General features: G+C 58.8%; 12 protein-coding genes. 2 read left to right on the forward strand and 10 right to left on the reverse strand.

Annotation, left to right across the window (positions count from 1 at the left end):
* The first annotated feature begins 5 nt into the window (after positions 1 to 5).
* Positions 6 to 770: a uroporphyrinogen-III C-methyltransferase gene (gene cobA / locus AC07VO_RS11000; RefSeq protein ID WP_086945139.1), complete on the forward strand. Its 765-nt coding sequence runs from the start codon at positions 6 to 8 to the stop codon at positions 768 to 770.
* A gap of 84 nt (positions 771 to 854) precedes the next feature.
* On the opposite strand, the gene AC07VO_RS11005 is transcribed toward cobA, so the two are convergent.
* From AC07VO_RS11005 to ppsA, 8 genes are all read right to left on the reverse strand, one after another.
* On the reverse strand, positions 855 to 1,886 hold the full coding sequence (locus AC07VO_RS11005; protein WP_018925262.1) for an OmpA family protein: 1,032 nt from the start codon (positions 1,884 to 1,886) through the stop codon (positions 855 to 857).
* A gap of 107 nt (positions 1,887 to 1,993) precedes the next feature.
* The gene (gene sigX / locus AC07VO_RS11010; RefSeq protein WP_017337463.1) at positions 1,994 to 2,584 is read right to left on the reverse strand and encodes an RNA polymerase sigma factor SigX; all 591 of its coding nucleotides are present in this window, start codon (positions 2,582 to 2,584) and stop codon (positions 1,994 to 1,996) included.
* A gap of 86 nt (positions 2,585 to 2,670) precedes the next feature.
* Entirely contained in the window at positions 2,671 to 3,495 is an 825-nt protein-coding gene (locus tag AC07VO_RS11015; protein ID WP_007940637.1) for a mechanosensitive ion channel family protein, read from the reverse strand.
* A 2-nt stretch (positions 3,496 to 3,497) separates the two neighbouring features.
* A complete protein-coding gene (locus tag AC07VO_RS11020) occupies positions 3,498 to 3,746 on the reverse strand; it encodes a hypothetical protein (protein ID WP_007940635.1) in 249 nt (82 codons plus the stop codon).
* 63 nt (positions 3,747 to 3,809) lie between these two features.
* The gene (locus AC07VO_RS11025) at positions 3,810 to 4,805 is read right to left on the reverse strand and encodes a zinc transporter ZntB (RefSeq protein WP_086945771.1); all 996 of its coding nucleotides are present in this window, start codon (positions 4,803 to 4,805) and stop codon (positions 3,810 to 3,812) included.
* Between the two features lie 37 nt (positions 4,806 to 4,842).
* On the reverse strand, positions 4,843 to 5,334 hold the full coding sequence (rraA, locus tag AC07VO_RS11030; protein ID WP_018925259.1) for a ribonuclease E activity regulator RraA: 492 nt from the start codon (positions 5,332 to 5,334) through the stop codon (positions 4,843 to 4,845).
* Positions 5,335 to 5,526: 192 nt separating this feature from the next.
* Positions 5,527 to 6,516: an alpha/beta fold hydrolase gene (locus AC07VO_RS11035; protein ID WP_018925258.1), complete on the reverse strand. Its 990-nt coding sequence runs from the start codon at positions 6,514 to 6,516 to the stop codon at positions 5,527 to 5,529.
* Between the two features lie 95 nt (positions 6,517 to 6,611).
* Positions 6,612 to 8,987: a phosphoenolpyruvate synthase gene (gene ppsA, locus AC07VO_RS11040; protein ID WP_086945772.1), complete on the reverse strand. Its 2,376-nt coding sequence runs from the start codon at positions 8,985 to 8,987 to the stop codon at positions 6,612 to 6,614.
* 174 nt (positions 8,988 to 9,161) lie between these two features.
* Here ppsA and ppsR point away from each other — a divergent pair, with 174 nt between their 5' ends.
* Positions 9,162 to 9,980: a posphoenolpyruvate synthetase regulatory kinase/phosphorylase PpsR gene (gene ppsR, locus AC07VO_RS11045; protein ID WP_018925255.1), complete on the forward strand. Its 819-nt coding sequence runs from the start codon at positions 9,162 to 9,164 to the stop codon at positions 9,978 to 9,980.
* 35 nt (positions 9,981 to 10,015) lie between these two features.
* On the opposite strand, the gene prpD is transcribed toward ppsR, so the two are convergent.
* Together prpD and prpF are read right to left on the reverse strand one after the other, a co-directional pair.
* On the reverse strand, positions 10,016 to 11,500 hold the full coding sequence (prpD, locus tag AC07VO_RS11050) for a 2-methylcitrate dehydratase (protein ID WP_018925254.1): 1,485 nt from the start codon (positions 11,498 to 11,500) through the stop codon (positions 10,016 to 10,018).
* A gap of 139 nt (positions 11,501 to 11,639) precedes the next feature.
* Positions 11,640 to 12,830 (reverse strand): 2-methylaconitate cis-trans isomerase PrpF, encoded by a 1,191-nt coding sequence (gene prpF / locus AC07VO_RS11055; protein WP_086945773.1) that lies wholly within the window; start codon positions 12,828 to 12,830, stop codon positions 11,640 to 11,642.
* Between the last annotated feature and the right edge of the window lie 35 nt (positions 12,831 to 12,865).

The raw sequence follows: 12,865 nt of genomic DNA on the forward strand, positions 1-12,865 counted from the left end.
ACACTATGAGCGCAAAAGTCTGGCTGGTGGGTGCGGGTCCCGGCGATCCGGAATTGCTGACCCTCAAGGCGGTTCGTGCGTTGCGCGAAGCGGACGTGGTGTTGATCGACGATCTGGTCAATCCTGCGGTACTGGAGCATTGCCCGAATGCGCGAATTATTCCCGTGGGCAAGCGCGGCGGCTGTCGCTCCACGCCTCAAGCCTTCATTCATCGCCTGATGCTGCGTTATACCCGCCACGGCAAATGCGTGGTGCGGCTCAAGGGTGGCGATCCGTGCATCTTCGGACGCGGCGGTGAAGAGGCGCAGTGGTTACGTGAACGAGGGGTCGAGGTTGAATTGGTCAATGGCATCACCGCTGGCCTTGCCGGCGCGACCCAATGTGATATTCCACTGACACTGCGGGGTGTCGCCCGTGGCGTGACACTGGTCACGGCGCACACTCAGGATGACAGTAGCCTGAACTGGCAGGCCCTGGCTCAAGGCGGCACCACGTTGGTGGTCTATATGGGTGTCGCAAAACTGAGCGAGATTCGTGAGCAACTGCTGGCCGGTGGAATGGCCGCCGATACTCCCGTGGCGATGATCGAAAACGCTTCGCTGCCGCACCAACGGGAATGCCGGAGCGACCTGACAGCAATGGAAGAGGATGCCCTCAGCTTTCAGTTGAAGAGCCCGGCGATCCTGGTGATCGGTGCCGTGGCAGCCTGTGCAACTTCATCTCTGTGGGAGCGCGACTTGCCCGCGATGGTGGCCGATCAATCAGCCTGAACCCTACCTATTACTCCCTCTTCACCAAATCGCAGACAAAGAAAAGCCCGGCCTAAGCCGGGCTTTTCTTGAGCTGCGAGCTAATTACTTAGCTTGAGCTTCAACCTTCGCTTCTACGCGACGGTTTACAGCGCGACCAGCTTCAGTGGCGTTGTCAGCAACTGGGCGGGATTCGCCGTAGCCAACAGACTGAACGCGGGACGGCGAAACACCGTACTGGTTGGTCAGAACTTGCTTAACGGCGTTTGCACGACGCTCGGACAGTTTCTGGTTGTAAGCGTCAGGACCGACGGAGTCAGTGTGACCTTCAACAACAGTAGTGGTGGATGGGTACTGCTTCATGAAGTCAGCCAGGTTTTTGATGTCGCCGTAGCTGTTAGGCTTGACTACCGACTTGTTGAAGTCGAATTTCACGTCCAGCTCAACACGAACAACTTCAGCAACTGCTGGGCAGCCATCAGCGTCAACAGTTACGTTGGCTGGGGTGTCTGGGCACTTGTCAACGTTGTCGCAAACGCCATCGTTGTCGCTGTCGGAGCAAACTTCAGCCGGTGCTGGAACTGGAGCAGCAGCAGGCTTGGAGCCGCCACCGAAGTTCACACCGATACCGACGCTAGGAGCCCACTCGGTGTCGCCCTGGTCGATGTTGTACTGAGCTTCAACGCCAGCACGGGCGTAGAAGTTTTCAGTGAAGTACAGCTTGGCACCGCCGCCAACGTTGGCGAAAGTGGAGCGGTTACGACCCGAACCGTTCTGGCCAATGCTCTGGTCCGAGAAACCGGCAGAAACGTATGGACGGATCATGTCGCCTGGGTTGTTGAAGTGGTACAGAGCGTCCAGAGCGGTATCAGCGCCCTTTACGTTGCGACCATCATCTGCACGTACGTTGTGTACTTCGTCGTAGGCCAGACGCAGTTCTACGTCGTCGGTCAGGAAGTAACCAACCGAGCCGCCGAACAGGTTGCCGTTGTTCTTGAAGTTACGATCGCTGTCGTACTGTTCTTTCTTGGCGAAGCCTTCGATTTCAACTGCGCCTTGGCCTTGTGCCAGCGCGCCGAACGAAGTAGCGGCAATAAGAGAACCAATGGCCAAGCCCAAGGTGTTTTTCAGTTTCATCCGTTAAATCCCCATCTGGTGATTGTGAAGCAGTCCCGCAAACCGGGGGACAACTCGGCGGCAAGTCTATCAGAACTTGCCTACACGTAAGAGATATTTGCGCCAAACTAAGTTTCGGCAATGCCTGCAAATTTCTCACGCAATTTGTCTAGAGCGCGTTTGTACCGCATTTTTGTTGCACTCAAGCCCATGTGCATGATGTCTGCGATCTCCTGAAACTCCAGCTCTGCGACAAAACGTAGCACCAGAATTTCACGATCAATCGGGTTCACATACACCAGCCAGCGATCAAGTCCGCCCTTCTCCTCGGGTTTCGGCGCCTTTTCTTCAGACGCTTCCTCGAGGGGGTCCAGACTCAAAGCGTCCATCAAGCGACGCTTACGCCGTTCCTTCCGATACTGCGTGATGCACTCGTTGTACGTGATGCTGTAGAGCCACGTCTTGAACTTCGATTTGCCCTCGAAGTTCTTCAGGCCGTACAGCACCTTCAACATCACTTCCTGACAGACATCGTCTGCATCACGATCGTTCCCCAGGTACCGTGCACAAACGTTAAATAATGTTCGCTGGTAACGCCGCATCAGTTCTTCATAGGCGCGCGTTACGTGAAACAGCTCGGTATGCGAGCGCGCGACCAACTCCTCATCAGAGAGCTCGCGGGGGTCGTAGCGCGTGGAGAGCGATTGAGCTTTATTCAAAACAAGTCGGGCCGACAGTCAGGTCAATGTCCGCCGCAACCCCTCAGGGCATTTTGCGGCGGCATACATTAGCAGGATTTGCCGGGTTAGCGGCTACTCACATGCTGCTCCAGGAGAATCCGATTCGAGAGAGAGACTAGCTCACCCTCGTCGGTCAGCACCGTGGTTTTCACCGTGCCGATCTCTTCGATCTGCCCTTCGACCTCGCCAACACGCACTTGTTGCCCAACCTGATACAACTCTCGCACATAGATTCCCGCAAGAATCTGACCGGCAATTTCCCGGCTTCCCAACCCCATGGCCAGCGCAACCGCCAGACCAACGGTAATCAAGACGATCACAATCACGTGGTTGAGCAGGTCTGTCTTGACCTCCAACTGGCTGATCGCAACCGAAATACTGATGATGATCACCAGGCCCTGGGCAATCCGCCCCAGGCCCGCGGCGTAATCCAGCCCTACACCTTCTGCCGCGCCACGTACCAGCCCATTGGCCAGTTGCGCCAGCAAGACACCCACCAGCAGCACCAGCGCCGCGCCGAATACTTTCGGAACATACAGCGCCAGCATGTCCAGCGTAGCCGAAACTCGTTCAAGTCCAAGGGATTCTGCGGCAGAAACGAGAAAAATCAGCAGGACGAACCAGTAGACAATTTTGCCGATCAGCGTCGAAATAGGCACCTGGAGGCCGGCGCGGGACAGCAATTTGGTCAGTCCGGTGCCACCCATCAGGCGATCAAGGCCCAATTTGGCGAGCAATTTTGAGAGCAGCGTGTCCAGCAGCTTGGCCACGACAAAACCCAGCAGCAGCACAACCAGTGCGCCAAACAGGTTCGGAATGAAGTTCGCAACTTTGGTCCACAACGCAGTCATTGCAGTGACGAGGCTCTGAGTCCAGAGATCAAGTTCCATATTCAATCAGCCTTATCAGCAGTGCGGGCGGTAGGTTTACGCAGACGAGAAACCGGCGCTACATGGGCCGATCCGTTATTCAGGGCGATCATCAGCGCGGGCAGCCAACGGCCCAGAAGGCTGAACAGATCGCCGGCACCGACCTGGCGGTTGGCGGTTTTCAGTACACGCCCCAGACAGGCATCGTCGTCACGGCTGGACGGCGATGCTTTGAGCATGTCACGCAAAGACTGTTCAAACGGATCGTGCATACGCACCTCTCGTGATGTCTGTCAAAGACGCGGTTAGATTTGGTCGGGTCACATGGCTCATCGTCAGACCCAGCGTAAACGTCGGAATAACCACCACTGCCCCAGCGCCACCAAGACCATCAACAGGCAGGCGATCAGGAAGCCGTAGGGGTTGGCAGAGAACGGAATACCGCCGACGTTGATGCCCAAAAGACCGGTCAGAAAACTCATCGGCAAAAAGATTCCGGTGATGATCCCGAAGCGATACATCGTGCGGTTCATGCGCACGCTCAAACGCCGGTCTTCAGCCTCCAGGACCAGCCCCACGCGCTCCCGGGTCAATTCCAGTTCCTCGAGGTAACGGGTCAGGCTGTTGTTCAATTCGTTCCAGTAATCGCCATCGTCTTCGCAGAACCACGGCAGTTTTATCCGCGTCAGCTGACCGAAAATATCCCGCTGCGGCGCCAGAAAACGCTTCAGCCCAGCGGCCCTGCGGCGGATCTGCAAAACAGCCCCATGCTCAGGTGTATACCGTTCGTCGGCATCCAGCTTTTCTTCTTCCTCATCGACAACTTCCGAGAGGTCGCCGACCAGATCCTGCACTTTATGGGTAAGGTATTGCGCCATATACAGGATCAGCTCGGAAGCGCTTCTCGGCCCTTTGCAGTCGGCCAGTTGCACCAACAACTCTTCGGTGGCACGCAACGGCCGCAAACGCAGGGAAATCACCCGTTGAGCCGAACCGAAGATCCGCACCGAGACCATGTCTTCCGGCTCCGCGCCCGGATTCAGGTTGACCCCGCGCAGAAACAGCAGCAGTTCAGAGTCCGGCAGCGGCAAAAGACGCGGTCGGGTGTTCTCTTCCAGCAACAAATCGCAACTAAATTCACTCAGCCCGCTGGATTTGCGCAGCCAGGTCTGGGTTTGCGGGTGACTGCGATCCCAGTGCAGCCACAGGCTTTCGTGGGCCTGCAGCTGCAAGTCATCGAGTTCAGTCCGGGCTATCGAACGCGCACCGCCTTTACCGTCCAGCACCAGGGCATGCACCAGCCCCCACTGCGCGTTTTCTTCCTCGAACATCCTCACCCCTATTCTTGAAACAAAAAGCCGGCAGCGCTTATTCAGGCATTTTCAGCGGGCTTGGCGAGATGATCACGCCGTTGTTGTCCGCATAAACGTAGTGGCCCGGGTGAAAGGTCACGCCCGCGAAGGTCACGGCAACGTTGAGATCGCCAACACCGCGCCTGTCGGTTTTCATCGGGTGACTGGCCAGGGCCTGAACCCCCAGATCAGTTTGCGCGATGACGTCGACGTCGCGGATGCAACCGTAGATCACCAGCCCTTCCCAACCGTTGTTCGCGGCTTTCTCGGCCAGCATGTCGCCCAACAGCGCGCGGCGCAGGGAACCGCCACCGTCGACCACCAGCACCTTGCCGTTGCCCTTGAGCTCGACTTGCTCCTTGACCCGCGAGTTGTCTTCGAAACATTTGATGGTCACGATTTCGCCGCCGAAAGAATCACGGCCGCCGAAATTGCTGAACATCGGTTCCAGCACCTGCACCAGCTCCGGATAGGCGTCGCACAGGTCAGGCGTGAGGTAATGGTTCATCGAGAAACTCCTGTAACAAGGAAGACAATCGAGTATGCAGCATACTCGGGCCAAGGCTGGACGGTTGCAAATCGCTCCATACGCACGAACACAGCGACCGCATCAATCACTCAAAGTGACCAGAACCACTCAATGCGTCACATATTAGCCGCAAGCCGACCAGAGAGAAATGCCCTTGTTAGAGCATCAGGCTCAAATCGCTGTGGCCAAATCCGGCTTTTCACCCAGTAAAGGCGTCTGTTGATCCGCCAGCCAGCGAGCCACCAACGGCCAGACTTCAGCCTGCGCAGCCTTGCTGACCAGCATTTCCACGTGACCGAAATTATCGCCAAAGCCTTGCTCGCGGCCAAGGGTGATGAACTGCTTGTGCTCGGAGCCGACTTGATCGAACAGCTTATGGCAGGCCCAGGTCGGGTCCTGATGATCGCCCGCGGCACTCACGGCCAGCACCGGCAATTGCACCTCGGCCAAACCCGCCCACCAGTCTTTGTCGGCATCGCCGAAGCGGCCGAACAGCCCGTACCAACGCATGCTTTCCAGGGCCAGGCCTATCGGCTCGTCCTCCGGGCCGCGCTTGAGCCGAGAGCCCGACAGTTGGGCAAAACGCTTGAGAATGAAGCGCCCGCTCCACTCCACCGGTGGAAACTTCAACGGCCAGTAAGTACGGCTGACTTGCGTGCCGAAAAACGCCGCGGAAGCCACGGCGGGCTCGCCCAGGTACTGGCCGCCCAACGCCGCGGCGAGGGTAATGCCGCCCAGCGAATGGCCGATCCAGTGCGGGATCTGGCCGCTTTGCTCGCGCACGAACGCGCCAATGGCCGGCAAATCGTAACGCGCATAGTCGGCGACGCTGTTCTGGCGATAGTTCTGGTTGCGCTGAGACAGGCCGTGACCACGCATTTCCGGAATCCACACATCGAATCCCAGACGCGTCAGGTAAGCGCCCAGGCCCAAACCTTTGGGAGAAAACCAGAACCGCCGATTGGAAAAACTGCCATGCAGCAGAATCACCGGCACGCCACGCACCGCCGGCTCATCGGCCAGGCCCAGGCGTGTCACAGCCAGCTCAACGGTGCCGTCGGGGCTGTTGCCGGGTTTCAAACGATAGACGTCTTCGCTCAGATCGCCGCGCCGCTCGGCGCTGATCAGGGCGACAGGAAATAGGTTGCTGCTACTTTGCATATGCTCTTGCACAAAAAAGGGCGGCATCCAGAGGAGCCCGCCCTACTTGAATCTCTGAAAGGGCCGATCACAGATCGGCCCTTTCACTCACACCATCAGGCCGAAGCCTGACCTTCAGCCAGGAAGAACCAGGTTTCCAGTACGGAATCGGGGTTCAGCGAAACGCTTTCGATGCCCTGCTCCATCAGCCACTTGGCCAGGTCCGGGTGGTCCGAAGGGCCCTGACCGCAGATACCGATGTACTTGCCGGCCTTGTTGCACGCGGCAATGGCGTTGGCCAGCAGCTTCTTGACTGCAGGGTTACGCTCGTCGAACAGGTGCGCGATGATCCCGGAGTCACGGTCCAGGCCCAGGGTAAGCTGGGTCAGGTCGTTGGAGCCGATGGAGAAACCGTCGAAGAACTCGAGGAACTCTTCAGCCAGGATCGCGTTGGACGGCAGTTCGCACATCATGATCACGCGCAGACCGTTGTCGCCACGGGCCAGACCGTTTTCAGCCAGCAGATCGACCACCTGGCTCGCTTCGCCCAGGGTACGGACGAACGGCACCATGATTTCAACGTTGGTCAGGCCCATCTCGTTACGCACGCGCTTGAGGGCGCGGCATTCGAGCTCGAAGCAGTCACGGAACGATTCGCTGATGTAACGCGAAGCGCCACGGAAACCCAGCATCGGGTTTTCTTCTTCCGGCTCGTAGAGTTTGCCGCCGATCAGGTTCGCGTATTCGTTGGACTTGAAGTCCGACAGACGCACGATGACCTTTTTCGGCCAGAACGCTGCCGCCAGGGTGCTGATACCTTCGACCAGTTTGTCGACATAGAAGCCGACCGGGTCGCTGTAACCAGCAATGCGCTTGTCGACGCTGTCCTTGATTTCCTGCGGCAGGCCACCGTAGTTCAACAGCGCCTTGGGGTGCACGCCGATCATGCGGTTGATGATGAATTCCAGACGGGCCAGGCCCACACCGGCGTTCGGCAGTTGCGCGAAGTCGAAGGCGCGGTCCGGGTTGCCGACGTTCATCATGATCTTGAACGGCAGCTCCGGCATGGCATCCACGGAGTTTTTCTTGATGTCGAAGCCCAGTTCGCCTTCGAAGATGTAACCGGTGTCGCCTTCAGCGCAGGAAACGGTCACGCCCTGGCCGTCTTTCAACAGCTGGGTGGCGTTGCCGCAACCGACCACGGCCGGGATGCCCAGCTCGCGAGCGATGATCGCCGCGTGGCAGGTACGGCCGCCACGGTTGGTGACGATGGCGCTGGCGCGCTTCATGACCGGTTCCCAGTCCGGGTCGGTCATGTCGGAAACCAGCACGTCGCCCGGCTGGACTTTGTCCATCTCGGACACGTCCTTGATGATCCGCACCTTGCCGGCGCCGATGCGCTGGCCGATGGCACGACCTTCCACCAGCACGGTGCCGGTTTCTTTCAACAGGTAACGTTCCATGACGTTGGCCTGGGTACGGCTCTTCACGGTTTCCGGACGGGCCTGCACGATGTAGAGCTTGCCGTCGTCGCCGTCTTTGGCCCATTCGATGTCCATCGGGCACTTGTAGTGCTTCTCGATGATCATCGCCTGCTTGGCCAGCTCGCTGACTTCGGCGTCGGTCAGGCAGAAACGCGCACGATCGGCCTTGTCCACGTCGATGGTCTTGACCGATTTACCGGCGCGGGCTTCGTCACCGTAGATCATCTTGATGGCTTTGCTGCCCAGGTTGCGACGCAGGATGGCCGGGCGACCGGCTTCCAGCGTGCCTTTGTGGACGTAGAACTCATCCGGGTTCACCGCGCCTTGTACGACGGTTTCACCCAAGCCGTAGGCGCCGGTGATGAACACCACATCACGGAAGCCCGATTCGGTATCGAGGGTGAACATCACCCCGGCGGTGCCGGTTTCGGAGCGGACCATGCGCTGCACGCCAGCCGACAGGGCCACCAGCTTGTGGTCGAAGCCCTGGTGGACGCGGTAGGAAATGGCGCGATCGTTGAACAGGGAGGCGAACACCTCTTTGGCGGCGCGAATGACGTTTTCGACACCACGGATGTTCAGGAAGGTTTCCTGCTGACCGGCGAAGGAAGCGTCCGGCAGGTCTTCGGCGGTAGCGGAAGAGCGCACGGCCACGGCCATGTCAGGGTTGCCGGCCGACAGCGTGGCGAACGCGGTGCGGATCTCGGCGTTGAGCTTCTCGGGGAACTCGGCTTCCATGATCCATTGACGGATCTGGGCGCCGGTCTTGGCCAAGGCGTTTACATCATCGACGTCCAGGGCGTCGAGGGCGGCATGGATCTGATCGTTCAGGCCGCTCAGTTCCAGAAAATCACGATAAGCCTGAGCTGTCGTGGCAAAGCCACCTGGCACCGATACACCGGCGCCTGCAAGGTTACTGATCATCTCGCCCAGGGATGCGTTCTTGCCCCCCACATGCTCTACATCATGGACGCCGAGCTTATCGAGGGAAACTACGTACTCTACCAAGGTGATCTCTCCACTAACTGTGTTGGAAAAGCTCAGAAGCCGGCGACTCGGGGGAGCCTTTGCCGGCTGTATGGCCTGGACCTGGAAAATAAGTGAGAATGCGGGCCATCGGTGGCCGACAAATCGCGCCTACTATATCCAAGAATCGTCACTAGCTTAAGGCCCAAGGTGCAAATGAAACGATCTGCTTTCTTTATCTCCGATGGCACCGGCATTACCGCCGAAACCCTCGGCCAAAGCCTGCTGGCGCAGTTCGAAAACATTACCTTCAGCAAAATCATACGACCGTACATCGACGACGCTGATAAAGCGCGGGCCATGGTACAACAAATCAACAAAGCCGCCGAAAACGATGGTTTTCGTCCGATTATTTTCGACACCATTGTCAATCAGGACATTCGTGAGATTCTCGCAACGTCGAATGGTTTCATGATCGACATTTTCTCGACCTTCCTGGCGCCCCTTGAACAGGAGCTGACCGAGCATTCTTCCTACACCGTCGGCAAATCCCACTCCATCGGCCATAACTCCAATTACATGGAGCGTATCGAGGCGGTGAACTTCGCCCTCGACAATGACGATGGCGCCCGCACGCACTATTACGACAAAGCTGACTTGATACTAGTAGGCGTGTCGCGATGCGGCAAAACACCGACGTGTTTGTACATGGCCATGCAATTCGGCATCCGCGCAGCCAACTATCCGCTGACCGAAGACGACATGGAGCGCCTGCAACTGCCGACCGCCCTGCGCGCCCATCATCACAAGCTGTTCGGCCTGACCATCGACCCGGACCGCCTCACCGCGATCCGCAACGAACGCAAGCCCAACAGCCGCTATTCGAGCTACGCGCAGTGCGAATTCGAAGTGCGCGAGGTGGAGAATCTGTTCCGACGCGAGAACATTCCCCACATCAATTCCACGCATTTCTCCGTGGAAGAGATCTCGGCGAAGATTCTGGTGGAGAAAGGTGTGGAACGGCGGTTCAAGTAGATAGTCGGCGGCAGTTATGCCGCCTTCGCGGCCAGCTAGATCACAAACAAATCCACAAACCGGTTCACCGGCGTCGCTTCAAGTGCTGCCGGGTCCTTGCACAGCGCAAGGATCTCGGCGCTTCGCTGAGCCGTGAAGCGCGTCGTCAGGTTGACCTTGAACTTGTCTTCCAGCAACGGAATGCCATCAGCACGGCGCCGGCGATGACCGATCGGGTACTCCACCATCACATTATCGGTGCTGGAACCGTCCTTGAAGAACACCTGTACCGCGTTGGCGATGGAGCGTTTGTCCGCCTCCAGGTATTCGCGGGTGAAGCGCGGGTCTTCGACAATGACCATTTTGTCGCGCAGCACATCGATAATCGGGTGCGCGGCGTGGAAGTCGTCTTCGTACTGCTCGGCCACCAGATTGCCGAATACCAGGGGTACGGCGGTCATGTACTGGAGGCAGTGATCGCGGTCCGCAGCGTTGGCCAGCGGGCCGACCTTGGAGATGATGCGGATCGCTGATTCGTGGGTGGTGATAACGATCCTGTCGATTTCATGCAGGCGATTCCTGACCAATGGATGCAGGGTGACGGCAGCCTCGCAGGCCGTTTGCGCGTGGAACTCGGCGGGGAAGCTGATCTTGAACAGCACGTTTTCCATCACATAGCTGCCGAACGGCCGGGAAAAACTGAAAGCTCGCTTGCCTTCAGGCTTGAGCCCCAGGTCGTTGTTGGTGTGGCTGAACAGTACATCGTAGAAACCCCATTGCTTGGCGGTCAGTACACCGGGGATGCCCATCTCACCACGCATCGCAATGTCCGCCAGACGCACGCCCCGACTGGTCGCGTCTCCGGCCGCCCAGGATTTACGCGATCCGGCGTTCGGCGCATGCCGGTAAGTGCGCAGCGCCTGGCCGTCGGCAAAGGCATGGGACAACGCCGACAGCAGCTGCTCGCGATTGGCGCCCATGAGTTTGGCAGTGACGGCGGTCGAGGCGACTTTCACCAGAATCACGTGATCAAGACCGACGCGGTTGAACGAATTCTCCAGGGCGATCACGCCCTGAATCTCGTGCGCCATGATCATGGCTTCCAGCACAGCGCGAATGGTCAACGGGGCGTCGCCATTGGCCAGGCGCTTTTGCGACAGGTGGTCGGCCACCGCGAGAATACCGCCGAGGTTATCGGACGGATGGCCCCATTCGGCGGCGAGCCAGGTGTCGTTGTAATCGAGCCAGCGGACGATGCAACCGATGTCCCAAGCGGCCTTGACCGGGTCGAGACGATAGCTGGTGCCGGGCACGCGGGCGCCGAAGGGGACGACAGTGCCTTCGACGATAGGACCCAGGTGTTTGGTGCATTCGGGGAAACGCAGCGCCAGCAAGCCGCAGCCGAGGGTGTCCATCAGGCAATTGCGGGCAGTATCAAGCGCCTCGGGCGACTGGATGTTGAAATTGAGGACGTAGTCGGCGATGTCCTGCAGAACCGTGTCGTAGTCGGGGCGGGTGTTCAGGTCGACGTTGGCGCTCATGTTCGATTCACTCTTGAAGTGGTTCGTTGATGGGACCTCGGTTCAGGGTAGTCTCAGTCGGCACAACACTCTTGTTTTGGAAATGCATCACCTATGGGAGCGGCGCTCCCACAGGGATTTGTGTATGCCTGGATTGAGGTTAGAAACAATCCCCCGGCACCCGGACATAACCTTCCATCAACACCCGCGCACTGCGGCTCATGATGGCTTTTTTCACCGTCCACTCACCGTTGACCTTTGCGGCCTCGGCGCCCACGCGCAAGGTGCCGGACGGATGGCCGAAGCGCACGGCGTTGCGTTCGATACCGCCCGCTGCCAGGTTGACCAAGGTGCCGGAAATCGCCGCCGCCGTGCCGATCGCCACCGCTGCCGTGCCCATCATGGCGTGGTGCAGCTTGCCCATGGACAACGCGCGCACCAGCAGGTCGATGTCGGCGGCTGCGATTTTCTTGCCGCTGGACGCGATGTAATCCGCAGGTGGGGCGACGAACGCGACCTTCGGCGTGTGCTGGCGCTTGGCGGCCTCATCCAGGTGTTCAATCAGCCCCATGCGCAGCGCACCGTAAGCGCGGATGGTTTCGAACATTGCCAAAGCCTCCAGGTCACTGTTGATCGCGCCCTGCAACTCGGTGCCGGTGTAGCCGATGTCTTCGGCGTTGATGAATATGGTCGGGATGCCAGCGTTGATCAGGGTAGCCTTGAGCGTGCCGACACCTGGCACTTCAAGGTCGTCCACCAGATTGCCGGTGGGGAACATCGAGCCACCGCCACCCTCTTCTTCCGCCGCCGGATCCATGAATTCGAGCTGCACTTCGGCGGCCGGAAAGGTCACGCCGTCGAGTTCAAAATCACCGGTTTCCTGCACCTCGCCATTGGTGATCGGTACATGAGCGATGATGGTCTTGCCGATGTTGGCCTGCCACACGCGCACCACCGCCACACCGTTGTGCGGAATGCGGCTGGCATCCACCAGGCCATTGCTGATGGCGAACGAACCCACCGCCGCCGACAGGTTGCCGCAGTTGCCGCTCCAGTCGACGAAAGGTTTGTCGATGGCGACCTGACCGAACAGGTAATCGACGTCGTGATCGGCCTTGATGCTTTTCGACAGGATCACGGTTTTGCTGGTGCTGGACGTCGCGCCGCCCATGCCGTCGATTTGCTTCTCGTACGGATCGGGGCTGCCGATCACGCGCAGCAACAAGGCATCGCGGGCGGTGCCTGGCATCTGCGCCGCTTCGGGCAAATCCTTGAGGCTGAAGAACACGCCTTTGCTGGTGCCGCCGCGCATGTAGGTGGCAGGGATTTTTATCTGAGATGCGTGAGCCATATTGATCCTGTATGGCCAGCGCGGGACTTGAAATC

The sequence above is a fragment of the Pseudomonas sp. GW821-FHT03E01 genome, from assembly GCF_059420765.1.

Coding starts and splice junctions, on each gene's coding strand:
- prpD (WP_018925254.1), bottom strand. CDS start 11,500: ATGAGCGCCAACGTCGACCTGAACACCCGCCCCGACTACGACACGGTT.
- AC07VO_RS11035 (WP_018925258.1), bottom strand. CDS start 6,516: ATGCAAAGTAGCAGCAACCTATTTCCTGTCGCCCTGATCAGCGCCGAG.
- cobA (WP_086945139.1), top strand. CDS start 6: ATGAGCGCAAAAGTCTGGCTGGTGGGTGCGGGTCCCGGCGATCCGGAA.
- ppsR (WP_018925255.1), top strand. CDS start 9,162: ATGAAACGATCTGCTTTCTTTATCTCCGATGGCACCGGCATTACCGCC.
- AC07VO_RS11025 (WP_086945771.1), bottom strand. CDS start 4,805: ATGTTCGAGGAAGAAAACGCGCAGTGGGGGCTGGTGCATGCCCTGGTG.
- AC07VO_RS11020 (WP_007940635.1), bottom strand. CDS start 3,746: ATGCACGATCCGTTTGAACAGTCTTTGCGTGACATGCTCAAAGCATCG.
- AC07VO_RS11005 (WP_018925262.1), bottom strand. CDS start 1,886: ATGAAACTGAAAAACACCTTGGGCTTGGCCATTGGTTCTCTTATTGCC.
- prpF (WP_086945773.1), bottom strand. CDS start 12,830: ATGGCTCACGCATCTCAGATAAAAATCCCTGCCACCTACATGCGCGGC.
- rraA (WP_018925259.1), bottom strand. CDS start 5,334: ATGAACCATTACCTCACGCCTGACCTGTGCGACGCCTATCCGGAGCTG.
- AC07VO_RS11015 (WP_007940637.1), bottom strand. CDS start 3,495: ATGGAACTTGATCTCTGGACTCAGAGCCTCGTCACTGCAATGACTGCG.